A 25,118-nucleotide genomic window follows, 5' to 3' on the forward strand; every position below is an offset into this window, starting at 1 on the left:
TATATAATCCTAATTGACCAAATACAAAAATAAATAAACCAAAGGTCCAGCTATTAATAATCCATCAAATCGATCTAAAAAACCACCGTGACCAGGTAAGATATTTCCCGAATCCTTCACATTTAAGCTTCTCTTAAGCATGGACTCAACCAAATCACCCAATGTGCCAAATACGCCAATGATAATCGCAGTAACTATCCATTGCCATTGCGGTATTGTTTCAAAAAAATGCCCTAAACACAGGGAGACTAACACGGCTAATAGAATGCCACCAAAAAATCCTTCCCACGTTTTCTTAGGCGAAATGCGTTCAAATAGTTTATGCTTTCCCAAAGACCTACCTGCCAAATAAGCTCCGGTATCACTGGTCCAGAGTAGAATCATAAACCCCAAAGGCAAAAAGTGGTTAAAATCACCAGAAATATAACCTAATATTGTAAAACAATAGAAGGGAAATCCAACATACAGAATTCCTAAAATCGTAAAGCCAATATCATTAAAAGGAAAGTCCCTTTTTTGATAAAGTGCATGAATATATATCGCTAAAAGTGATGGAATGAACAACAATATAAATTTTGCTTCTAGCCACCCTAAACTATAGCATGCAGTCGTTATAAACAGTGTTGATGACGTCAATATGCCTAGAAACTTGTTCGGTTTCCGGTCTTCGGAACTCACGATGCCATAGAACTCAAACAAACACCAAGCACTCAATAAGGTAAAGAAGCCCAGAAAAACTTCAGCACCTAAAAGCATCGCACCAACCATAACCACGATAAAGAAAAAACCTGTAATAGCTCTAGTTTTCATCTTAATCTTCTTTTTCTATCGTGGAATCAATCAGCATGATGGCTTGCTCTTCGTCTTGTTGGTTGACGTACAGTTCAATCTTACCAAATACCAGATAAGAGGAATCTTGCTTATTCAATACGATAGCTGGGATACCGCTTTCTTCTAACATTTGTTTGACGATTTCAGCTTCTATTGCATTTGTATAGACTTTAATTTTCTTCCAATCTTGCTCCATGTGGTATTTTTTTAGTTGAACGATAATATAATACCACAAAAATAACAGTAAATATTAAGCTTGCAAGATAAACCCAAAATGGTTCTTGCTCAAAAGCATTCATTTGTTCAAAAGAGATTCCCTTTCTTGTATAATAGAACGCTGTTATCGTGGCACTTGCGTTATTAATAAAGTGTCCGAAAATCGGTAAATATATGTTTTTACTCCAGATATAAAGATACCCAAAAAAAGCACCAAGTAGCAATCTTGGAAAGAATCCGAAGAACTGCAGATGAAATGCACTAAATAGAATAGCCACCAACCATATGACCACATGTTTATTCGTTATCCACCGCCCAAATATATGTTGAAGACAACCTCTAAATACCATTTCTTCACCTATTGCAGGTACGACAGCCAAGATGATCAGATTGATAAATAACCCCAACCAGGTAGATTCTTCTACGATCTGCTTAGTCATGACCGCGGCACTGTCCTCACTAGATCTCATCCACTGCTGTATGCCTTGTAGGCTATCTGGCAGTTGCATAGATTCATTCCAATGCGCAATTAAAGACATCATCGGAATAAAGCATAACATAGATGCAAAGACGAGCAGATACTGTACTAACGAAATATTTCCCGTTCGCTCAAAATAACGATTTACTCTTGATTCTGAGCGATATAACGTCCATGCCGGTACAATAAATGTAAAAATACTACTCATCAGCAGTATCCCCTTAAGTGCAGCTGTATTTTCTTGAAAAAACGAAAAACTGAGTGGGCTATCGGGATTCATGATCTTCATAACCAAAAGTACCAAGCCCATTAATACCAACTGAATACTTGTACCCAAAACTATCATGTATAACAATAGCCTAAATAATGACTTACCTGGCTTTATTTTTATCCCTAATTCTTCCATGTATCGCAAATAATTTATTTCATAAAGATATCATATTTAAATTTTATTACCTCAAATTCTTCCAAAAGCGATTGGTTTTTAAAAGCATTTCTTTACGATCACCATATATAAAAAAGAAGCCAGTTTCATGAATGATGAAACTGGCTTCTATATCTACTGTTATCAAAGATTAATTGACACGAATCGGATCTGCTGGTTTTTTCAAATTCTTGTATGGATAAGTTTTCATTTCTTCCAACAAGATTTGAACAGTTTTTTCCAACTGAGGATCACGACCTTCTATGAGGTCCTTTGGTGTTTGCTCAACAAAAACATCAGGAGCAACACCCTCGTTTTCAATAATATAATTCCCTTTTAGATCATATACACCAAAGTTTGGAGAGGTAATTCTGCCGCCATCCAATAAAGGAGGATAACCACTGATACCCACTAAGATTCCCATAGTAGTACGACCTACTAATTTTCCTAAACCTTTATGACGGAACATATACGGCATCATATCACCACCAGAGCCTGCATTTTCATTGATGATCATGGCTTTCGGCCCATAGATACCATTACCTGGAGTATTGAATCCCTTTCCGTCCCGTATTCCCCATCCGGCTATTAAATCACGGGATAATAAATCGATCACGTAATCGGCAACCCAACCACCACCATTATTGCGCTCATCAATAAGAACCGCCTTTTTGTCCATTTGAGAGAAATAGTAACGGTTAAAAGCAGTATATCCTTCACCACCGGTATTAGGCATATAGATGTAAGCAATCTGTCCTTTACTCAAGTCTTCAACACGTTTTCTATTGCGCTCCATCCACTCAGCACTTCTCAAGCTCATCTCATCAGAGAATGATATTGGCTTAACGACATATTCTTTAGCACCAACCAAACTAGGCTTTGAATTGACTTTAATGCTCAGCTGCTTTCCAACAGTATTGTCAAATAAACTATACAAGTCCATATCTGCAGTCACAGCTATACCATTGACAGCTACTAAATACATGCCAGGTGTAATGTTTAACCCAGGTTCTGACAAAGGCGCTTTAAACGATGGGTTCCAATCTAAGCGTGTAAAGATCTTATCAATTTTATAAAATCCATTTTCAATCTTATAATCAGCACCCAGTACCCCTACACTTACCGAAGGACCAGAAGGTTGATCACCTGGATAAATATAATTATGTCCAACCACCATTTCACCCATCATCTCGTTCAGTAAATATCCCAGATCAGAGCGATGGCTTACATACGGTAAGAACTTTTCGTACTTTGTTTTAATCGCATTCCAATCTGCGCCATGCATATTTTCAACGTAGAAATAGTCTTTCTGCATCGCCCATACCTCATCAAAGATCTGTTTCCACTCGGCAACTGGATCTACTAACTGCTTGATATTATCTAGTTTTAATACACCCGTTGTTGGAGTAGCGACTTTCTGACCAGCAGTTACAATACTAATACCTGCACTTGTCTGAATAATCATTTTCTTGCCATCGGCACTGATCGCATACGCACGGATACCAGCAACAAGATCTTTCTCTTTCAACTCTGTAAAATCATAGGCATAGAGTGTCCCGTTCTTCACATAAGTCAATTGATTGGCAACAGATCCGTTGATACCGTATATACCATCTCCAAGTGGGAGAGCAACAATACGGTTATTGATACGATCAAAATCTATTACTGTCGGCTGTACGACCGGTTTAGCAGGTTCTTTACTAGTATCTTCTTTCTTAGTATCTTTCTTGACGTCTTTCTTCTTCTTATCAGACTTTTCTACTTCCTTAGGCTTGTCGCCTTCAGTTTGATCATCTTTTATCGTCTCTTCATCACTTTCATTTTTGAAAATAGAAGGTGTTTTACTCGATAGAATAAAGGCATATGCTTCATAGTTAGCACGACGTTCTGTTGCTGACATATGCAGGCCCGAATTGGTCAATCCAACATTGGTACTAGCTGTAAAGAATAGATACTTGCCGTCTCTGCTGAACGAAGTCGATCTAATGGCACTCATTCCATCCGTAATCTGTGTACTCTTTTTGGTATCTATATTATACAAAAACATCGCCGGAACAGCATTTGGAAGTGTTTTTATATAAGAAATCCATTTTGAGTCTGGAGACCAGCTTGGTTGAAAATGATTGAAAACACGACCTGTCTGCGCACTTTCTTTATCAGCGTCCACCAGCACTATTTTCTTCGTATCGATATCGATGTAGAATAGATTCAGATGTGAATCATTATAAAAAAGTTTTTTAGAATCTGGTGACCAAGTAGGTTCAAAATAAAAATTTGTTTCACCCAAGTTATAGATCAATGGTTCATCTTTTCCTAATTGATCCCGTAATTGGAGTACATATTTTCCTTTCTCGCTTGAAATATAAGAAATCCACTTACCATTGGGAGACCAGCTTGGGAAACGGTCATGCACGCCTGGAGAATTTGAAATATTGCGCGCTTCACCTTTTTCTTTGGGTACGGAAAAAATCTCGCCACGCGCTTCAATAAGCGCACGCTGACCTGTCGGAGAAATCGTGAAATTGCGGATATCATCGCGCATATTATCATAATGCGGTCTTTTGTAAAGAGCATCACTACTTACATGAATCTGTAAAGCAGTTGACGATTGCGCATTGATATTAAAAATATGGATTTTTCCTGCCTGTTCGAAAGTCAATTCAGAACCATTTCCAGCTAAAGTTCTGACATCATAATCGGTAAAGTTGGTCAATTTATTCACTTTCTTAGATTTTACATCGTAAGAAAAGATATTGACAATTTTATCTCGGTCAGATAGGAAATAAACTTGGTCTCCTAACCAAACAGGTTTCACGTCATTACAGCGTTCTCCAGGGATGGTTTCGATTTGATTAGTCTTGGTATCAAATATCCAAATTGAAGGCATGCCACCGCCTCTATAACGCTTAAAAGCGACACGATCACGCTCAGTAGGATCAGTGTTTTTGATATAAGCCCAATAGCGGCCATCTTTTGATGGACTACCTTGATAGGCTTCGGGCATGGGCAGCGCTTTGTCCAATGTCAATCCTGTAGTCGATGACGAATATAAACGCGGACTTAGCGCATAGTTATACTCACGTGTAGTGGTATAATACACTTCGTTGTTATTTAACCAACCTCTCAATACATCGGACGAAGGATGAAAAGTAATTCGTTTAGGTTCCCCACCCTGAATAGGGAGGACATAGACGTCGGTATTACCATCATAATTTCCAGTAAAAGCGATCTGTTTGCCATCCGGTGAGAAAATCGGATTTTGTTCAACTCCTGGGTTTGTGGTTAGTCTTCTTGGATTGGCTCCAGATTTATCCGAAATCCAAATATCGCCGCCATATACAAATGCAACATGATCGGCACTCACACTAGGACTTCTTAATAATAAAGTTTCTTGGGCTTCTACTGCAAAAGCACCCGATAAAGCTATTACTAATCCTAAAAATCTAAGTTTAGGTTTTAACATATATTGAATAATAAAATAGGGTTTTTATTGTGTTACAAAAATAATCAATAATTTATCATTTTATACACACAAACTATTTATATCAAATAAGTTGCAATAAGAAAAGCCCCAATTTTTCAAAAGGGGCTTCAATATCGATATGTATGGGCTATTAAAACCCGTAATCTTGTTCTATTTCCAAAACAACACCTTCATCTACTAAAACACGTCCACAGTGTTCACAGATAATGATTTTTTTGCGTTGACGAATTTCTGATTGCAATTGAGCAGGAATCTTATTATGACAGCCCGAACAGCTATCACGGTCGATAGAAACAACTGCTAGACCATTTTTAAATGAATTACGTAAACGGTAATATACTTTATTTAAACGCTCATCAATGTTTTCTTCTGCTTTTTCAGCTTTAGCTAACAAATCATCTTCGTCTTTTTGAGTTTCAGAAGTAATTGTTTCCAATTCTTTCTTTTTACCTTCTAACTCACTTTTACTATAATCTAAATTAGATACTGTAGTATCGTAGTTTTCTGTTTTATTACGAATCTCGAATTCGAATTCTTTGATTCTTTTCTCACAAACTTGGATTTCTAATCCTTGAATTTCAATTTCTTTCGAAATAGCATCATATTCACGATTATTCTTTACTTCGTTCAGTTGGCTTTCATATTTTTTGATAGCCAATTGAGCGTCTTTAATCATGTTTTTACGCTTAACGATCGAATCTTCTAACTCATCTAAGTCTGTTCTGATCTTTTCGATACGTGTTTCTAAGCCCGCAATTTCATCTTCAAGATCTGCAACCTCGATAGGTAATTCACCTCTAATTTGGCGAATTTTATCTACTTTAGTATGTATGGCCTGTAATAACCATAATGCTTTCAATTTTTGTTCTACGGTTTGTTCCATCAACAATAGTGTTTTATAGGATTTGTATCTACTTCTGTTATTAGGACTGCAAAGTTAGGAAATTTTTCTGTAATTATATCGAACAATAATTCTTGCGTAAATTGTTCGCTTTCATAATGACCAATATCGGCAATCACAATTTTATTTTCTGCATCAAAAAACTCATGATATTTATAGTCTGCAGTTACAAAAAAATCAGCTCCTGATCGTTTAGCAGCAGGTAGCAAAAAACCACCAGCACCCCCGCAAACAGCAACCCGCGATACAGCCTTACCCTGTAAAGCGGTATGTCTAATAACATTAAGATTTAATTTATTTTTTAAGTAAGCCAAAAAGTCCAGCTCTGATAACGGATTTTCTAAATTTCCAATAACACCAGCTCCGACTTCTTGATTTTTATTTTCCAATTTTATCGTATCATAGGCTACCTCTTCATAAGGATGAGCTTCGTACATGGCCAATAATACTTTTCTTTCGATAGCCTTGGTATAGACAACCTCAATACGCGTCTCCTCAACACGCTCCTGAAGACCTATTTCACCAATTGCAGGCTGTGCATCTTCTTGAGGTCTAAATGTACCGTAACCAGCCGTATTGAAACTGCATTGATCATATTTAGCCCCGACCTGACCTGCGCCTGCTTCAAAAAGCGCCTCTCTCACCAATTCAACATGGCTTCTCGGAACATACACCACCAATTTATACAAAAGATCGGATTTTGGCTCCAAAATAGCTTGATTTTGAAGCGATAGCAAAGAAGCAATCTTCGTGTTAACTCCTCCTGTGACATTATCCAAATTGGTATGAATCGCATACAGCGCAATATCGTGTTGAATTGCTTTAATAACGGTGCGCTCCACATAATTATTTCCATTAAATCTTTTCAGGCCCTTAAAGACAATAGGGTGATGAGAAATAATTAAATTACATCCTTTTGCAATTGCATCAGCAACAACAGCTTCAGTGCAATCCAAAGAAATTAATATTTTTGAAATATCTTGATCCGGATCTCCCACGATCAACCCTGAGTTGTCATAGGACTCCTGCAAATCTAATGGAGCTATCTGTTCCAGATAAGCCGTAACTTCCTTAATCTTCATGCTCTTTCTCTAATTCTTCTTGTGATCTAAAAGTATTATGTTGCTCTAATATACGTTTATAATTGTTGATTTCCACCCAATAATTGATCAAAGTAACAAATTGAAAAACTACTGCAATAACTGAAATAAAGGCCGGTAAAGGTAAATTTTTCACTAAATAAACCCATCCGTAGAGCGATCCTTTTTTATAAGTGGGCGCTTCGTCAATGGCAATCTTACGATCGAAAAATTCATTGATTAAAGAATCTCGTAAACGTCTCGCAACTTCAAAATTCCAATAGATATTAAACAAAGGAATGGCCACACCAAATACTTGGTTAGGTTTTATACACTGGTTCTCGGTTGCTATCAGTTTTAATGTTTTTCGCATCGTATTGGCAAAAAATAACCAAATAACAATATGAACGACCAAAACCGCAATTGCAGTATACATAACTTCAGGTTTTGAAAATTCTTTCAAGAGCTGTTCTTGTAATTCTTCTTGATTCATCTATGCTAGTTCTCGTGATGCAGTAAATATACCAAATCTTTTAGTTTCTTTATCTGTGGATTTATGATCACCCGCCAGTTCTATCACTTTAATTTTATTTTTTTAGCAATTCTTAAAAAATTACAGATCATCATTTCTGATAATTTGTTAGTAAGGTAAAATCATCCAACATCATTCAAACAGGGTGGGGCATAGCACATAACCGATCGTATGATGACTTGGCTGATATATAGTACCTTTTGTAGTCAATACTAAAACTCATATTAACATATAAAAAACTATAACGCTTATAATCAACAACATATACTCAACAACCACTCTCAATTTAGTCAACTACACATCATCAATTTTATCAGCAGCAGACAAAGCCACCATGGATGCAGCATACTGATGCTAAAAAATAAGAGGTAAATAAGTACTTACTTACCTTATGAAATATCCTTAAAAGCCTTTTTAAGCAACTTTATTATGAATAAGGTGATTTAAATCTCAATAGGGTAGGGGAGAACCTCATGAATACATTAAAAATATAGCAGGTCTTTTATGGAAATCATCCGTCCTCTTTTTCCACTGTTCTACCGTCATTGTTTTAATAAATTCATGTTCATCTGTTAGATCGCATGCGATGCACAGTTTTGTCTGTCCCTTACATGTTTTCAAAAGTTCAGCCAATAGCTGATTATTTCGAAATGGAGTTTCAATAAAAATTTGGGTCTGATTTTCTTTTGATGCCTGGATCTCCAATTCTTTTATTCTTTTGGTACGATCAGCCTTATCGATCGGTAAGTAACCTTGAAAAGCAAATTTTTGTCCACTAAACCCAGAAGACATTAAAGCCAGCAAAATAGAACTTGGTCCTACCAAAGGTACAACCTTGACACCGATCCGGTGGGCTTCTGCTACGATATCAGCACCAGGGTCAGCAACGCCGGGACAACCGGCCTCAGACATCAATCCAACATTTTTACCTGCTAATAAACCTTTGAAGAAATCCTTAATATTTCCTTTTTCTCTAGCATGCTTACCATAGTCATATATTATCAAATCTTGCTGAGGAATTTTCAAGCCTGCCTGTTTTAAAAACTTACGTGCAGTTTTTTCATTCTCCACAATATATTCATCCAAGCTATTGATCGTTTCCACTAAATAAGAAGTGTATGATTTGGCCGAAGCTTGTTCACTAAGTGGAACTGGAATTAAAAATAACGTACCTTTTTCCATATTTACAAACCTACTAAAATGTCGACCATATCACATATGGTTTTTCAATTTAATGTAAAACCTTCTTATTTCTTGAGTATTTAATCTCATTATTAGTAACTTAGTTGCAAAGCAGAAATTACTCATATGACGACTCAAATTACAGAAGGAATAAAGATTTCGGTAGAATGCATTTTTCAACCAGAATATTCAAATCCAGAAAGAGATCATTTTATGTTTGCTTATCAAATAAGTATAGAAAACTTAAGTGATTACAGTATCCAGCTCATAAGTCGCTATTGGAATATTTTCGATTCAATCGGAGATCACAATGAAGTGTACGGAGATGGTATTGTTGGTGAGCAACCCATTATCGAACCTGGACAAATGCATCAGTATACATCTGGTTGCAATTTAAAAAGTGAAATGGGTTATATGGAAGGACATTATAACATGGTTAAATTGATAGACGAAACTACCTTTAAGGTGGATATACCAAGATTCAACTTGATCGCAAACTATGTATTGAACTAGGTCAATATCACCTGCATTTCATCTTCTATACATCTTCTCATAAGATTACATACAAAAAGGCGGAAATTACTTACTTTTGCATGGTACATTTATCGATTTGATCCATGATAAATAATCAAATTGATAAATGCCTGTATTCTGCATTACCTATTTTTCAATAGATAATCAATATCAGGATAGTCAGGGCATACAGTTGTTAGGAGATCAACGTACCAAAATTCTTAATTAAATGATGTTTTATCATTTACTCTTTATAAAATAATAACGTTAGCAATAAAGCTAACTATTGCATATAATTTATTACCCCTTCATATTTTTGAATATTGGAGGATATATATAACTTTTTTTCATACAGAGGTATCTGTATGCTTATATTTTAAAGTCAATATACTGATAATCAGATATATAGATTTTTTATGCAAAATTATTGAACAAAGAAAATTAGGAAATTAACGTGAGTATATTAGCAACTGAACAAGTAAGTCATTCATTTCATGACAGATGGCTTTTTAAAGATTTACATTTTGGACTTCTAAAAGGGGATAGAGTAGCCTTAGTAGGTATCAACGGAACAGGAAAATCAACCCTTCTCTCCATATTAGGTGGCAAATTAGAACCTACCTCCGGAAAAGTTGTTAAAGAAAAAGGAATTAAAATCGGTTTTTTGGATCAAGATCCAAAGTACGATGGACTGACTTCTATTAACGATTTTATTTATTCCACAGACAACGAAGAACAACGACTGATCAGAGATTACGAAGAGCTTTTGGCTATGCCTGAAATCGATCAGAATAAACTGGAAGAACTTACAGAGAAGATCACAACATTAAATGCTTGGGAATACGAATATAATATCAAGACTATTTTAAATAGACTTAACATTGTCGATTTTCATCAAGATATCAAAAGTCTTTCAGGGGGTCAACGTAAACGACTTGCACTTGCTAAGCTTTTAATCGATGAGCCAGATGTATATATTCTAGATGAGCCTACCAATCATCTGGATATCGAAACGATCGAATGGTTAGAAAAACTGTTGACAACAGGAAATAAAACAGTGCTATTGGTGACACACGATAGATACTTTTTGGATAATATCTGTACTGAAATTAGAGAGTTGGATAGGGGCAAGCTGTTTACTTATAAAGGTAATTATTCTTATTTCTTAGAAAAGAAGTCCGACCGTGAAGCCATCGATGCCGTGATGGTTGAGCGCAGTAGAAATCTCTTACGTCGCGAATTGGAATGGATGAGAAGACAACCACAAGCACGTGGTACAAAATCCAAATCAAGGATAGATGCATATTACGAACTTGAAGATAAATCAAAAGCTCAAAAGGCAAATGATTCTGTTCAGTTGAGTATGAAGATCAGCAGACAAGGATCAAAAATTTTAGAATTGGAACATATCTCTAAAAACTATGGAGATAAAGTAATCATCAGTGATTTTTCATATGTTTTCAAAAAAGGAGATCGTATTGGTTTGGCAGGAAAAAATGGTACAGGTAAATCTACTTTTCTAAATCTAATAACACAAATTGAAAATGCGACTAGTGGTCATATTTCAGTAGGAGAAACTACGGTGTATGGTTATTACAAACAGGGAGGTTTGGAAGTCAATGAAGGCGATCGTGTATTAGACGTCGTTAAAAACGTGGCCGAATATATTAAGATGGCCAATGGTGAAGTCATCACTGCTTCACAATTATTAACGCATTTTTTATTTCCACCCGAAAAGCAATTTGGTTTTGTCAATAAATTAAGTGGGGGTGAACGTAAGCGTTTACAACTGATGCGTGTCTTGATGTTGAACCCAAACTTTCTTATACTGGATGAGCCTTCTAATGATCTTGATATCGATACCTTAAATGTACTGGAAGATTTTCTGATGAACTATAGTGGAGTACTTATTTTAGTATCTCACGATAGGTATCTCTTAGACAAATTAACAGAGCAATTGTTCATCTTTGAAGGCGAGGGGAAAATTGACATCTACAATGGTAACTACGCAGATTACAAAATTGAACAAGATCAATTACTAAAAGATCAAAAGCAGAAAAAAGATATTCCAGTTCAAAAGAAAGAAGTAGTAAAAGAGGAGAAGAAAAAGCTATCGTATAAAGAGCAATTGGAGTACGATAAATTAGAGAAAGAAATACAAGAGCTAGAAGCCGTGCTAGTAGCAAAGAATAAGTTGTTACTGGAAACGGTAGACCATGTAGAACTTTCTAACATAGCAACAGAAATAGAAAATATACAGAATAATATAGATGCAAAATCAGAAAGATGGATGCATCTTGCAGATTTAATGTAATACAGTTCCTATACGTTTCACGTGAAACGTATAGGAATAAAATAAAAAAATAGAATAGTCGATTCTCACGTTTCACGTGGAACTTTGAAATAAAATAACATGTTTAAAAAATATAACGTAGTCGTAGTAGGTGCTGGTCATGCTGGCTGCGAGGCCGCTGCCGCAGCAGCAAACTTAGGTTCATCTGTACTTCTCATCACCATGAATATGGGCGTTATTGCTCAAATGAGTTGTAACCCTGCAATAGGTGGAGTAGCAAAAGGACAAATCGTAAGAGAAATCGATGCGATGGGTGGCTATACAGGTATCATTGCAGATAAGTCAACTATCCAATTTAGAATGTTGAACCTGTCAAAAGGTCCAGCGATGTGGAGCCCAAGAACACAAAATGACCGTATGCGTTTTGCTGAAGAATGGAGACTTCAATTGGAAGCACTGCCTACATTAGATATGTGGCAAGATACCGTAAAAGAAGTGATCGTGAAAAATGGTAAAGCGTGTGGCGTCATTACTTCATTGGGTATAGAAATAGAAGCTGATGCAGTCGTGCTAACAAATGGTACATTCCTAAATGGCGTGATCCATATTGGTGAAAAGAAATTCGGTGGCGGTAGAACAGGAGAGAAGGCTGCTACAGGTTTGACTGAACAATTGGTATCATTAGGATTTGAGTCGGGAAGAATGAAGACCGGTACACCTCCAAGAATCGATGGACGCAGTCTCAATTATGCGCTCATGGAAGAACAATGGGGTGATGATAATAGGGGTAAATTTTCCTATACTGATGTACCCTTACCAACAGAGCAACGTTGTTGCTGGATCACCTATACCAATGACAAAGTACATGAAATGTTGAAGACTGGATTCGAAAGGTCGCCCATGTTTACAGGAAGAATTAAAGGTTTAGGCCCACGTTACTGTCCATCCATAGAAGATAAGATCAACCGATTTGCAGAACGCGAAAGACACCAGATCTTTGTCGAACCAGAGGGATGGAATACTGTCGAGATTTACGTAAATGGTTTCTCTACTTCGTTGCCAGAAGATGTACAGCAAAAAGCGCTAAGACTAATTCCAGGATTTGAAAATGCAAAAATGTACCGACCAGGGTATGCCATCGAGTATGATTTCTTTCCACCGATGCAACTCGATCTAACGTTGGAAACTCTTATTGTGAAGCATCTCTTTTTTGCAGGGCAGATCAATGGTACCACTGGATATGAAGAAGCAGCAGCACAAGGATTCATAGCAGGTATCAATGCACATCAACGAATCAATGATGATAAAGAATTAATATTAAAAAGATCTGAATCGTACATCGGCGTACTTATTGATGACTTAGTGACGAAAGGAACTGATGAACCTTACCGTATGTTTACTTCACGTGCAGAGCACCGCTTACTACTGAGACAAGACAACGCTGATATAAGACTTACACCAATAGCACACAAACTGGGACTAGTAGGTGACGACCGACTGAACAAAGTGAACGAGAAAATCAAAAACTCAGATAACATTATTCAGTATCTAAAACAAAATTCAACTACAGTAGATAAAATGAATCCGATACTGGAGGAAGCAGGATCAAGCCTGATTTCTCAAAAAACGAAACTTGTCAACCTATTGGGAAGACCACAAATCAATATAAATGATCTTGCAAAAGGAGATGTAGATTTTGGGTCGTACTTAAACCAATTTGACAAAGAGACCATAGAGCAAGCGGAAATTAAAGTCAAATATGAAAGCTACTTTGAGAAAGAAATGGAGATTGTTAACCGCATGAAGAAAATGGAAGATCGTGAAATCAATCCAGATTTTGATTATTCGTCTTTAGTTTCACTATCGATAGAAGCGAGACAAAAATTAGCACAGGTAAAACCAAGGACGCTAGGTCAAGCTTCCAGAATATCAGGTGTATCACCATCTGATATCAGTGTTTTAATGGTACACATGTCGTAACAAACTGAATACCAGATAGTTGATATTAAAATATTAACAATGTAAAATAAAGCGATATAAAGTATTATTATTTCATTTATGAGTCTACATTCAAAAATAAATAAAACAAGCTTAAAAAGCGTTAAAAGCACCTTAATAACAAGGTTAATGCTTTTAAGCTTGTTTTCTAGTCTGATTTTGCTCACAGTGCAATGTGCCAGCATAAAACAGCCAACAGGGGGACCAAAAGATTCAATAGCACCTGTGGTGCTCAATGAATCTCCAGCCAATTTCTCTAAAAATTTCAAAGAGAGAAAAATAAGCATCACTTTGGATGAGTATATCAAATTGAATAATCAGCAGAAGGAAATCAGTATTTCTCCAGATATGGATAGGCCTCCCCAATTTAAAGTAAAGAAGAAAATACTAGAAATTACATTGCCAGATTCGCTAGAGCAAAACACCACCTATACCATCAATTTTGGTAAAGGCCTGGTCGATTATAATGCCAGCAATCCGATTATCAATTACAGTTATGTATTTGCTACAGGAGATCAAATTGATTCATTGTCGATATCCGGAAATGTAACCAATGCCTTGACTAAGGAGAAAGAAAAAGAAGTCAGGGTATTATTGATACCAATAAGCCAAGATTCTATCTTTGGCAAAAAGAAAGCTAATATTTTTGCGCAAACAGATACTGTAGGTAATTTTAAAATCAGTAATCTAAGGGCAAACACGTACCGGATCTATGCTTTAAAAGAAACCAATAATGACCGGATCTACAATAATCCAGATGAATTAATTGGATTTTTAAAGGATTCGATCGTACTGGACAAAGACCTGACCAATATCAATCTTCAAATATCCAAAGGAACTCCTACAAAATTTAGAGTACTCGATAAAAAAATTGAGAATACAGGGCGCATACATTTAGCATTTAATAGAGGCATCAAACAGCCCGAACTGACGCTACTGAACGATGATGAAAATGATAAAACTAAGATTGTAAAATATTCGAATATGCAAGATTCGGCTTATATCTACATCAATAATCTAGAGAAAGATTCGCTTAAATTTGTACTATCAGAAAACAATTCAGTGCTTGATACCATATTAATAAAGAAAACCAACCTCAAATTAGATCGGTCAATTGTACCCATTACATCGCCTTCAACAGGAAAAGTAGACCGTGTCAAACACCTAACATTGTCATCGCTTACACCTATTAAAACCATTGACAAGAGTAAAATTAAGTTAACGGAAGACAGTATAGCAAAGACTAATTTTCAACTTCAATTGGATAGTACAGTAGCCAACCTTTATCATATTCGATACAATTGGAGGAAGCAAAAGAACTATCAGATCGTATTGGAAGAAGGTGCTATGCAAGGTTATTTTGGCGAAAAAAATAAGGAACATAAGCTATCCCTCACCTATGATAATAGCGATAATTATGGTGACATCACGTTTACTTTTACATCCATAGATAGCACAAAACAATACATTGTGGAACTCATAGATGAAAAGAAGGAGAAAGTATATCGACGAGATATATTAAATAATGCCACCGGAAAATTAGGTTACAAAGAGTTTCCCGGAGGAAAATATACGATAAGAGTCATTCGTGATGATAATAAAAATGGTATCTGGGATCCTGGAGAAGTGTATAAATTGACCCAACCAGAACCCCTTGTTTATCTCAACAAAACCTTTACTATACGAGCAAACTGGGAACAAAACGAATCATTCAGTTTACAAGAGCTGAATGATATGAATTAGTCAAACCAGGAACTATACAAAACGTAATTATGCGGTAACTGTTGTAACATCGACCTTTGTTCTTCAGTTATCGCTTTTATTTTTTTAGCAGGTACCCCCGCATACAAGTAACCAGATTCGCATACTGTATTTTCCAAAACAACTGCACCAGCGGCAATAATTACGTGACTCTCCACTACGGCATTATCCATTACAATTGCCCCCATACCGATCAGTACATGATCATGTACGATACAGCCATGTACCATGGCTTGATGGCCAATATTGACATAACTACCTATCGTGGTACCAGCCTTTTGATAAGTACAATGTATAACAACTCCATCCTGTATATTGGTATAATCACCAATACGAATAAAATTGACATCACCTCTGATCACCGCATTAAACCATACCGAACAATGTTCACCTAATTCCACATCACCAACAATCGTACAATTGGGCGCGATGAAGCAATTATCTTTATACTTGGGACTTATTCCCTTAACTGGTAATATACAGGCCATAATCTTTCTAAAATATAGTATCTTTTAATGTATCTGCATGATGCGGATAGTCAGTAGTAAAATGAAGTCCCCTACTTTCTTTTCGCAGTAAGGCAGACTTGGTAACAATAAAAGCGACCTGTATCACATTCCTCAATTCACATAATTTAACCGACAATTTCGTATGTCTATAAAAATCTTCTGTCTCACCATACAATAAATGCAATCGATTGAGTGCCCGTTCTAATCTGAAATCCGAACGCACAATTCCCACATAATCACTCATCACTTTTTGACATTCTCTCAAGTTATGTGTAACCAAAATATCTTCATTAGACAGCTTTGCTTTTGAATCATCCCACTCTGGTACACCCACCGCATACTCCGCGTCGGATACCGATTTGGACGAATCCAAATAAATACGATGTGCATATACCAAAGCTTCTAGGAGTGAATTGGATGCTAAGCGATTTGCACCATGTAGACCTGTAGACGAACATTCACCACAAGCATACAGATTGCTAATGCTGCTCCTACCATAGTCATCCACATATATACCACCACATAAATAGTGAGCAGCAGGTGTGACGGGAATAAAATCTTTACTCATATCCAGACCAATTGACAGACATTTTTCGTAAATATTTGGAAAATGCTTGATAATATCAGCCTTTTCTCGATGCGTGATATCCAGATAAACGTAGTCAATACCCGATTTTTTCATCTCCGAATCGATCGCTCGTGCCACTATATCCCGCGGTGCTAGTGATGCTCGCTCATCATATTCTTTCATAAAATCTTCACCATTCACACGCCTTAAAATGCCACCAAAACCACGAACAGCTTCCGAAACCAAAAAGGCAGGTGAGTCACTTGGATTATATAAAGATGTAGGATGAAACTGCATAAATTCCATATTTCGCACCTTCCCTTTTGCTCGATATACCATGGCAATTCCATCGCCTGTTGCTATGGTTGGATTGGTCGTACTCGCATAAATATGTCCAGCACCACCCGACGCCATCACCGTAATTTTGCTTAATATCTTATCGACTTGGTGCGTATTGGTGTTGAAGGCATAGATCCCATAACATTTGATATCTTCTCTTTGTTTATCTACAAATTCGCCCAAATGATGTTGTGTGATCAGGTCGATAGCAAAATAATGGGTTAGCATTTCAATATTTGGATGCTCATGAATTTTCTGCAATAAAGATCGCTCTATCTCATATCCAGTAATATCTTTATAATGCAAAATACGATGAGCTGAGTGCCCTCCCTCCTTTGCCAGATCATAAACACCGGCATCGGATTTATCAAATGATGTTCCATAGGAAATCAATTCATTGATACGCTCCGGAGCTTCGCGAACTACGTTTTCCACAATTTCAACATCACATAATCCATCTCCAGCTATCTGAGTATCAACAATATGCTGTTCAAAGCTATCAGACTTATCCACAACTGCCGCTACTCCTCCTTGCGCATATTTTGTATTTGATTCATCCTCGTTGGACTTCGTGACAATCAATACTTTACCATGATCGGCCGCTTTTAAAGCAAAACTTAAACCCGCGATTCCAGACCCAATTACAAGGAAATCTACCTTTCTTTCTGACATAAAATAAAATTAGCATGTGACCAGCACATTTTGACTATTCAAATTAACAAAAAATGTGGAAAACGTGTAAATAAAAGGTTAAATAAAAATGATAACTTTTTTTTTAATGTTGATATCTCCTATTTCTAACAAAATTTCTAAAAGTTATTAGCACAAAATCGTCCCTTTATCAACATAAATTAACACACAAACAATTCACATTTTTTTATTGAAAATAAAATCAGTGAAAAATCACAGTATTAAAAATCAGACGTTTAAAATGAATTTAATGTGAATAAATTGTTAATAACTTTATAAAATCTTCATATCAAAATAAAAATTCACTGTTTTATCCCCATTTTCCACACACTAATAAACAATAAGACCTTTTTATATAAAAAAGATTATTATTTATTAAAAAAAGAGAATGTGGAATACGTTTGATTTTCTTTGTTTAGTTTTGTCAAGTTGAATTTGAGGCTATGAGAATTTGATTGTTGGTTGAGTATTGAAACAAAAATCAAATATTCAATTCTCAGAGGCTTTATTTTTGACAAATATTACTTTAAACCCTTTTAGAATGCGATAAATTAAAATTTTGAATTTTTTACAAGAAATAATACAGCTGTAAACAGCTTATATCGCTATTTGACGCGTTTAGAATGCGATATTTAGCTTTTTAAAAATTTCAATTTCAAATATTATGGTGTTGAAGTCTTTAATTTTTAAATGCTTTTTTCTAAGTTTTACTCAGACGTCAATTTTTGAGAATAAAGCGTTCGAAAATTTATTTTCAAATTTTTTTAGCCCATTCTAATCCAGTTTATTTAAAAAATTGAATTTTTCGGATATGATTTTAATAGAATCAATCTGTTAAAATAAACCTCTTTACAATTGAATAGCTGTTTTTTTTTATAAAAATATTAGATTTATTGAATTGTCAATGCCCTTAATATTCATTTTGAAGCCATTAGAGTGCGATAAATGAATTTTTGAATTTCCATTTTTCAGTAATGAGATTCTTAGACAGCTTAAATCATTTTTTAAATCAAGCATACTCTCCTGGTTACCATTTTCAACATTCATTTCAAGCCCCTTTTATCCTTGTTGAAATCAAACTTTTGGTTTATATTTTTTAATTTATCAATCCTTCATAATTTACTTCAAGCTTTAAAATTTTAAATTTAAGTTCGATTAGAATACTGTTTTCTAACTTTTGTTCATTTTTTAAATTTTTAAAGACTTTATAGGGCGTTTATATCAAAATTTAAGTCGCTTACATTTAAATATTTGAAAGTTTTGTGCATAACTTTTCGAATAATTTATTTGTATCGCATCAAAATAGTTTAGCTTTGTGCTATTGATTTGGATATATAATTTTTAAAAATTAAAATTTATAGCCCCTGATCACTTACTCTTTGATATCCTCGCTACTTTCTATAGGTGCGGATCTGTTGTTAACAACGATTTATACTTCATTATTTGAAAATTATAAACTATAATTTCCAAATATTCAATTCTAAGAGCCTTTAAATTCAAATTTGACGCCTTTACAATTCGATATTTTAAATGATGTGGATAACTGTCTTAAATATTTAACTGTCGTCGACTATTAATAGCTTGTTTTAACAGCTTTAAACAGTATTAAATTTCACCTTTTACGAAATGTTGGTAACTATGTTAATTGGTTAATAATCAAATATTTATAGAGTTGTTTTAGACCAAAAATTGGCACTTATTAACATAGAGTAAAATATGGGCTTATTGAAATGTTGATAAGTGTGTTAATTAGCTGAATATGAATATACTATTTTTAACTATCAGTAAGTTACGATCGGATTTATAAACATCATTTTTGAATACAAAGATTTATTGAATAAGTATTCTTAATTTTGTAGTGTAAATCAAATTAAGAAGAAGAATTAATGGATTTAGTAAATTACGATATGGAGGCTAAGGGGTATATTGATGCTCCCATTGATCCTAGCTTAGATCTAATACAAGAGATCAAGCGTCTCAAAAAAGAAAAAAACGCCGTTATATTAGCACATTATTATCAGGAAGCAGAGATACAGGATATTGCTGATTACATTGGCGACAGTCTTGGTCTATCACAAGAGGCTGCAAAAACTGATGCCGATGTGATTGTTTTTGCCGGTGTACATTTTATGGCTGAAACAGCGAAGATACTTTCTCCAACAAAAAAAGTATTGCTGCCCGATGCAAAAGCTGGATGTTCATTATCCGATTCGTGTCCGCCGCATCTGTTCGCTAAATTTAAAGAACAGTATCCCGATCATCTGGTCATTACTTACGTCAACTGTACAGCTGAATTGAAAGCACTTTCAGATATTGTATGTACTTCCAGTAATGCGGTAGAAATTGTAGAGAGCCTTCCTTTAGATCAAAAAATCATTTTTGGTCCAGATCGTAATCTTGGGGCCTATGTCAAAAAGAAAACAGGTCGAGATCTTGTTTTGTGGAATGGAGCATGTATGGTACATGAAATATTTTCTCAAGATAAAATAGATCGATTGAGAGCAGAGCATCCGGAAGCCAAATTCATAGCACATCCAGAATGCGAAGATCATATTTTAGCGACTGCCGATTATGTAGGTTCTACCTCGGGCATGTTGAAGTTTACAATCAATGATCCTGCTAACACCTATATCGTCGCCACAGAGTCTGGAATTATCCATCAGATGCAAAAGGCTAGTCCAGGCAAAACGTTCATTCCTGCGCCTCCTAATAACGCCTGCGCTTGTAACGATTGTCCGCATATGAAGTTAAATACACTGGAGAAGCTTTATAATTGTTTAAAATATGAAAGCCCCGAAATCACATTAGATGAATCCGTGATTGCTCGTGCACAACGCCCTATTGAGCGGATGTTGGAAATATCAGCTCAATTGGGATTATAATACTAAAATAAAAGACAGATATGTTAGAATTTGATAATACAGAGAGAACAAATTTAGGTGAATTGGGTGAGTTTGGTTTGATTTCTTATTTAACTAAAGCTGTCGAGATCAATGAGCCAAGTACGGTTAAAGGAATTGGAGATGATGCTGCTGTTTTGGATTTTTCGAATAAGAAAACTTTAATATCAACAGATCTCCTATTGGAAGGGATCCATTTTGATTTACGGTATGTACCCTTAAAGCATTTAGGCTATAAAGCTGTTCAAGTCAATTTGAGTGATATCTATGCCATGAATGGAAAGGCTTCACAGATTACATTTTCAATAGGTCTATCTTCAAAATTCCCATTAGAAGCTGTAGAAGAAATTTATCAGGGCGCATTGATTGCTTGTAAAAAATACAATGTCGATCTGATCGGAGGAGATACTTCTGCATCAGTACAAGGATTAGTCATTTCTGTAACGAGTATTGGTTTTGCTGATGAAGATCAGATCGCTTATCGATCAGGAGCACAAGAAGGAGATTTACTCTGCGTTTCAGGCGATCTGGGCGGTGCTTATGTAGGGCTGCAGTTATTAGAGCGCGAAAAAAATATCTTCCTAGAGAACCCTAATATACAGCCTGACTTGGAAGGAAAAGATTATATCGTAGAACGTCAACTGAAACCTGAGGCTAGAAGAGATATTGTTGAGTTACTTGCTGAGATTGGAGTAAAGCCCAATGCGATGATCGATGTATCGGATGGCTTAGCTTCCGAGATTATCCATATTTGTGAGGCTTCGGACAAAGGTTGCAAATTGTATGAAGAAAAAATACCGTTGGATTCGATGACTTACGAAACAGCGCGAGAATTTGGACTTGATCCAACAGTCTGTGCACTCAATGGAGGTGAAGATTATGAATTATTATTTACCATACCACAATCCGATTATGATAAAATAAAAGGATCTATGGATATTACGATTATTGGTCATATTACACAACCGAGCGAAGGATGCCAAATGATTGCTAAATCTGGAAAAGTTTATCCTATCACCGCTCAAGGTTGGAATGCATTTAAAGATTAATCATCAAATTGATTTTAATAAAAAAGCAGATCATCATGATCTGCTTTTTTATTAAACGGCTAATTCTTCTTCAAGATCCATTAAATCAAATTCATCTTCATTTCGTTTTCGGATACTGAACTCATTGTAACCAAGACCGACTTCAATCTGCAATAATTTCTGTTGCAACATTTCGAGTATCGCTAAGAAGTTGTATACGAATTGTACTTTATTTTCAGAATTTTTAAGAATATATTGAAAATCCAATTGGTTGTTTATTTCAATAAGATCAGCAATCGCTTTTTTCTGTTGCTCTATGGTATAAGGATGTCTGATCACGGTATGCTTTACCTCTTGAGGTCTATTCTTATATTGAAACATCATACGTTCATAGACCATCATCAATTTATATAAATCAAAACTGTTTAATTCTTCTCCAGTACTTACTACAGGTCTTGCTAATTTAATATCATAATTAATATTTCCCCTTTTGTACAATTTGAAGCGTTCATCTTCCAGTAATTTTAAATCTTCACAGGTATCTTTAAACTGTTTGTATAAAATCAATTTTTGAATCAGATCTTCTTTAGGATCAATTTCATTTTCATCATCGTCCAATTCGGGTCTTGGGAGAAGCATTTTTGCTTTAATACGCATTAAGGTCGAAGCCACAAAAATAAATTCACTGGCCATCTCCATATCCAAAGCCTGCAGCTGATTGACGTAGGATAGAAAATCATCCGTTATTTTTGAAATAGGTATTTCATGAATATTTAATTCATCTCTTTCAATAAAAAATAAGAGGAGGTCAAATGGACCTTCAAACTGTGGTAATTTTATTTCGTATCCTTCTTCTACTTGCATATCAAAAACAAAATTACATAATTATACAATCATTTTTATTTCAAACTATTAAAACTAAAAGCTTCTACAACTGTTGAGTATTCTAATACAAAAAGTGTTATTAATACCCAAGTTATGATAAATAAATTGTTATTTTGTATCCATATTTTAAAGTAATTAGCAATACTATGCAGTTTGATGCTGGAGATTTATTAAGTAAAATCAATGATCCCTCTGATCTTAAAAAACTCAAGGAAGACCAATTAGAACAAGTTAGTCAGGAATTGCGTCAATATATCATTGATTTAGTTTCTGTTAATGGTGGTCACTTTGCAGCTAGTTTGGGCGTTGTTGAATTGACGGTGGCATTACATTATGTCATGAATACTCCTTATGATCAATTGATATGGGACGTAGGTCATCAAGCCTATGGTCACAAGATATTGACAGGACGTCGAGATTCTTTTCATACGAATAGAATTGTTAACGGTATATCCGGATTTCCCAAAAGAGGCGAATCCATATATGATGCATTTGGTGTAGGGCATTCTTCTACGTCTATATCTGCAGCACTTGGAATGGCAGTAGCATCTCAGATAAAAGGAGAAAAAGACCGTCAGCACATTGCAATTATAGGTGATGGAGCGATGACCGGTGGTATGGCGTTTGAAGCGTTAAACCATGCGGGTATTGAGAAATCAAATCTGTTGGTTATTCTCAATGATAACTGTATGTCTATTGACCCCAATGTAGGTGCACTAAAAGAGTATTTGACCAGTATCACCACCTCTAAGCGTTATAATCGGTTTAGAGATGATATCGCGTCTGTACTATCTAAGATATCAGAAATGGGACCTAATGCTTTAGGAGCAGTTAAAAAGCTTGAGAAAAGTATAAAAGGAACAGTACTCAAGAATGCTAATTTATTTGAATCGTTAAATTTTAGATATTTTGGACCTGTTGATGGTCATGATGTCAAAAAACTAGCTAAGACATTGGAAGATCTTAGACATATTCCTGGACCTAAGTTGTTACATTGTGTAACAGTTAAAGGAAAAGGGTACGCTTTAGCGGAAAAGGATCAAACCAAATGGCATGCGCCAGGTCTATTTGATAAAATCACCGGTGAAATCAAGAAATCTGCGCAGGACAAACCAACTGCGCCAAAATATCAAGATGTATTTGGTAATACATTGGTCGAATTGGCCGAAACGAATGCTAAAATAGTAGGTATTACACCCGCTATGCCATCGGGCTCATCGATGAATATTATGATGAAAGCTTTTCCTGATCGTGCATTTGATGTTGGTATCGCCGAGCAGCATGCCGTTACCTTCAGTGCGGGATTAGCAACTCAAGGGCTAATGCCTTTCTGTAATATTTACTCATCGTTTATGCAACGTGCATTTGATCAGGTTATACATGATGTTGCCTTGCAAAATCTAAACGTTGTTTTTTGCTTGGATCGTGCGGGAGTAGTTGGAGCAGATGGTCCTACGCATCATGGTGCTTATGATATTGCTTTTATGCGCTGCATACCCAATATGACGGTTTCGGCACCCATGAACGAGGAAGAGCTGCGTAATTTGATGTACACGGCTCAATTGGAAAATAAAGGTCCTTTTGTAATCCGTTATCCAAGAGGTAATGGTGTAATGGTTGATTGGAAAAAACCTTTTAAAGAAATTGAAATTGGTAAAGGTAGATTGATTCAGGATGGTGAATCCGTTGCAATTTTAACATTTGGAGCAATAGGAAACGAAGCAAGTAAAGCAATTTTGCAACTATCCGAAGAAGGAATTCATCCTGCACATTACGATTTAAGATTTGCTAAGCCATTGGACGAAGAGCTGTTACATAAAGTATTTCAGAAATTTGAACATATTATAACAGTAGAAGATGGTTGTCTACAAGGCGGTATCGGTTCTGCTGTTCTAGAATTTATGGCAGATCACCACTATAACAGTAAAGTTGTGCGATTAGGTATTCCCGATACGATCATAGAACATGCCGAACAGCAGGATCAATGGAGTATCGCGTACTATGATGCCCAAGCCATTGCTACGGAATGTAGAAAGCTTGCAAAAGCTATTAAAACGGATGCTATGGTCAGCTAGATTCTTATCATCATAAAACAAAAAAAAGAGGAACCATCTTATGATGATTCCTCTTTTTTTTTGCTTAACTTTAGGAAGATTCCTTATTATAAACGTCGTTACATCAATGGTAACATTTCTATGGATTAACTGGATTCAGTTCTGGCTTTAGTAGTCAGTGATGCGCAGAATTATAGTGTTAAAAATAGACCATAAACTATAAAAAAAGAAAAAAGTAATAAAAAATTTGGAATGTTAATAAAAAAAAATTAAGCTAATTTTTTTGTTAAAAAAAGTGAATTTTTTAATATAACTATTTGGTTACTAATGAATTTAAATTAATTTTAAATTTTAGTTTTTTAGCTGATTTTTTTTTGTCATCTTCGTCTTAAGAGAAAGTTATCAACATTTTTTTGGTCGCTTATTGGAAATCAACTTATTAAGAATTTTAGA

Annotated in this window: 18 protein-coding genes; 7 read left to right on the forward strand and 11 right to left on the reverse strand. The window is 35.5% G+C overall.

The window, feature by feature from the left end:
* Nucleotides 1–9 precede the first annotated feature (9 nt).
* The 8 genes from AC06G9_RS22620 to AC06G9_RS22655 all read right to left on the reverse strand — a co-directional run bounded on the left by AC06G9_RS22620 (nucleotide 10) and on the right by AC06G9_RS22655 (nucleotide 9,127).
* Nucleotides 10–810 carry a phosphatidate cytidylyltransferase gene (locus tag AC06G9_RS22620; protein WP_480957289.1) on the reverse strand — a complete coding sequence of 267 codons (801 nt, stop codon included), beginning with the start codon at nucleotides 808–810 and terminating at the stop codon, nucleotides 10–12.
* 1 nt (nucleotide 811) lies between these two features.
* The gene (locus AC06G9_RS22625) at nucleotides 812–1,027 is read right to left on the reverse strand and encodes a putative signal transducing protein (protein WP_045754840.1); all 216 of its coding nucleotides are present in this window, start codon (nucleotides 1,025–1,027) and stop codon (nucleotides 812–814) included.
* Nucleotides 1,002–1,862, reverse strand: coding sequence for a CPBP family intramembrane glutamic endopeptidase (locus AC06G9_RS22630; protein ID WP_480957290.1), 861 nt, complete (start codon nucleotides 1,860–1,862; stop codon nucleotides 1,002–1,004). The genes AC06G9_RS22625 and AC06G9_RS22630 overlap by 26 nt, the downstream gene beginning before the upstream one ends.
* 238 nt (nucleotides 1,863–2,100) lie before the next feature.
* A complete protein-coding gene (locus AC06G9_RS22635; protein ID WP_480957291.1) occupies nucleotides 2,101–5,412 on the reverse strand; it encodes a S41 family peptidase in 3,312 nt (1,103 codons plus the stop codon).
* Nucleotides 5,413–5,563: 151 nt separating this feature from the next.
* Nucleotides 5,564–6,316, reverse strand: coding sequence for a zinc ribbon domain-containing protein (locus AC06G9_RS22640; RefSeq protein ID WP_045754837.1), 753 nt, complete (start codon nucleotides 6,314–6,316; stop codon nucleotides 5,564–5,566).
* Entirely contained in the window at nucleotides 6,316–7,416 is a 1,101-nt protein-coding gene (locus tag AC06G9_RS22645) for a Nif3-like dinuclear metal center hexameric protein (protein WP_045754836.1), read from the reverse strand. Before AC06G9_RS22645 ends, AC06G9_RS22640 begins: the two co-directional genes overlap by 1 nt.
* Nucleotides 7,406–7,906: a hypothetical protein gene (locus AC06G9_RS22650; protein ID WP_094771815.1), complete on the reverse strand. Its 501-nt coding sequence runs from the start codon at nucleotides 7,904–7,906 to the stop codon at nucleotides 7,406–7,408. The genes AC06G9_RS22645 and AC06G9_RS22650 overlap by 11 nt, the downstream gene beginning before the upstream one ends.
* Before the next feature lie 510 nt (nucleotides 7,907–8,416).
* Nucleotides 8,417–9,127: an SAM-dependent methyltransferase gene (locus AC06G9_RS22655; RefSeq protein ID WP_248755123.1), complete on the reverse strand. Its 711-nt coding sequence runs from the start codon at nucleotides 9,125–9,127 to the stop codon at nucleotides 8,417–8,419.
* 126 nt (nucleotides 9,128–9,253) lie between these two features.
* Between AC06G9_RS22655 and apaG the strand changes: the two genes are divergently transcribed.
* The 4 genes from apaG (at nucleotide 9,254) to AC06G9_RS22675 (ending at nucleotide 15,674) form a co-directional block, all read left to right on the forward strand.
* A complete protein-coding gene (gene apaG / locus AC06G9_RS22660; RefSeq protein WP_045754833.1) occupies nucleotides 9,254–9,640 on the forward strand; it encodes a Co2+/Mg2+ efflux protein ApaG in 387 nt (128 codons plus the stop codon).
* A gap of 454 nt (nucleotides 9,641–10,094) precedes the next feature.
* Nucleotides 10,095–11,954, forward strand: a complete 1,860-nt coding sequence (locus tag AC06G9_RS22665; protein ID WP_260947658.1) for an ABC-F family ATP-binding cassette domain-containing protein — start codon at nucleotides 10,095–10,097, stop codon at nucleotides 11,952–11,954.
* A gap of 99 nt (nucleotides 11,955–12,053) precedes the next feature.
* Nucleotides 12,054–13,913: a tRNA uridine-5-carboxymethylaminomethyl(34) synthesis enzyme MnmG gene (gene mnmG, locus AC06G9_RS22670; RefSeq protein ID WP_293928911.1), complete on the forward strand. Its 1,860-nt coding sequence runs from the start codon at nucleotides 12,054–12,056 to the stop codon at nucleotides 13,911–13,913.
* A gap of 147 nt (nucleotides 13,914–14,060) precedes the next feature.
* Nucleotides 14,061–15,674 carry an Ig-like domain-containing domain gene (locus AC06G9_RS22675; protein ID WP_480957292.1) on the forward strand — a complete coding sequence of 538 codons (1,614 nt, stop codon included), beginning with the start codon at nucleotides 14,061–14,063 and terminating at the stop codon, nucleotides 15,672–15,674.
* Here the strand turns inward: AC06G9_RS22675 and AC06G9_RS22680 are convergent.
* Nucleotides 15,671–16,180, reverse strand: a complete 510-nt coding sequence (locus AC06G9_RS22680; RefSeq protein WP_045755932.1) for a gamma carbonic anhydrase family protein — start codon at nucleotides 16,178–16,180, stop codon at nucleotides 15,671–15,673. The genes AC06G9_RS22675 and AC06G9_RS22680 overlap by 4 nt on opposite strands.
* 7 nt (nucleotides 16,181–16,187) lie before the next feature.
* Complete coding sequence (nadB, locus tag AC06G9_RS22685; protein WP_045755933.1) at nucleotides 16,188–17,780, reverse strand: L-aspartate oxidase; 1,593 nt, start codon at nucleotides 17,778–17,780, stop codon at nucleotides 16,188–16,190.
* Between the two features lie 1,904 nt (nucleotides 17,781–19,684).
* Between nadB and nadA the strand changes: the two genes are divergently transcribed.
* Nucleotides 19,685–20,680 carry a quinolinate synthase NadA gene (nadA, locus tag AC06G9_RS22690; RefSeq protein WP_045756172.1) on the forward strand — a complete coding sequence of 332 codons (996 nt, stop codon included), beginning with the start codon at nucleotides 19,685–19,687 and terminating at the stop codon, nucleotides 20,678–20,680.
* A gap of 20 nt (nucleotides 20,681–20,700) precedes the next feature.
* Nucleotides 20,701–21,747 (forward strand): thiamine-phosphate kinase, encoded by a 1,047-nt coding sequence (thiL, locus tag AC06G9_RS22695; protein WP_045756171.1) that lies wholly within the window; start codon nucleotides 20,701–20,703, stop codon nucleotides 21,745–21,747.
* Nucleotides 21,748–21,798: 51 nt separating this feature from the next.
* Here the strand turns inward: thiL and AC06G9_RS22700 are convergent, their stop codons facing one another.
* The gene (locus AC06G9_RS22700; protein WP_293928903.1) at nucleotides 21,799–22,590 is read right to left on the reverse strand and encodes a segregation and condensation protein A; all 792 of its coding nucleotides are present in this window, start codon (nucleotides 22,588–22,590) and stop codon (nucleotides 21,799–21,801) included.
* A 167-nt stretch (nucleotides 22,591–22,757) separates the two neighbouring features.
* Here AC06G9_RS22700 and dxs point away from each other — a divergent pair, with 167 nt between their 5' ends.
* Nucleotides 22,758–24,686, forward strand: coding sequence for a 1-deoxy-D-xylulose-5-phosphate synthase (gene dxs, locus AC06G9_RS22705; RefSeq protein WP_480957293.1), 1,929 nt, complete (start codon nucleotides 22,758–22,760; stop codon nucleotides 24,684–24,686).
* The last annotated feature ends 432 nt before the right edge of the window (nucleotides 24,687–25,118 follow it).

The sequence above is a fragment of the Sphingobacterium sp. MAE genome, assembly GCF_056711605.1.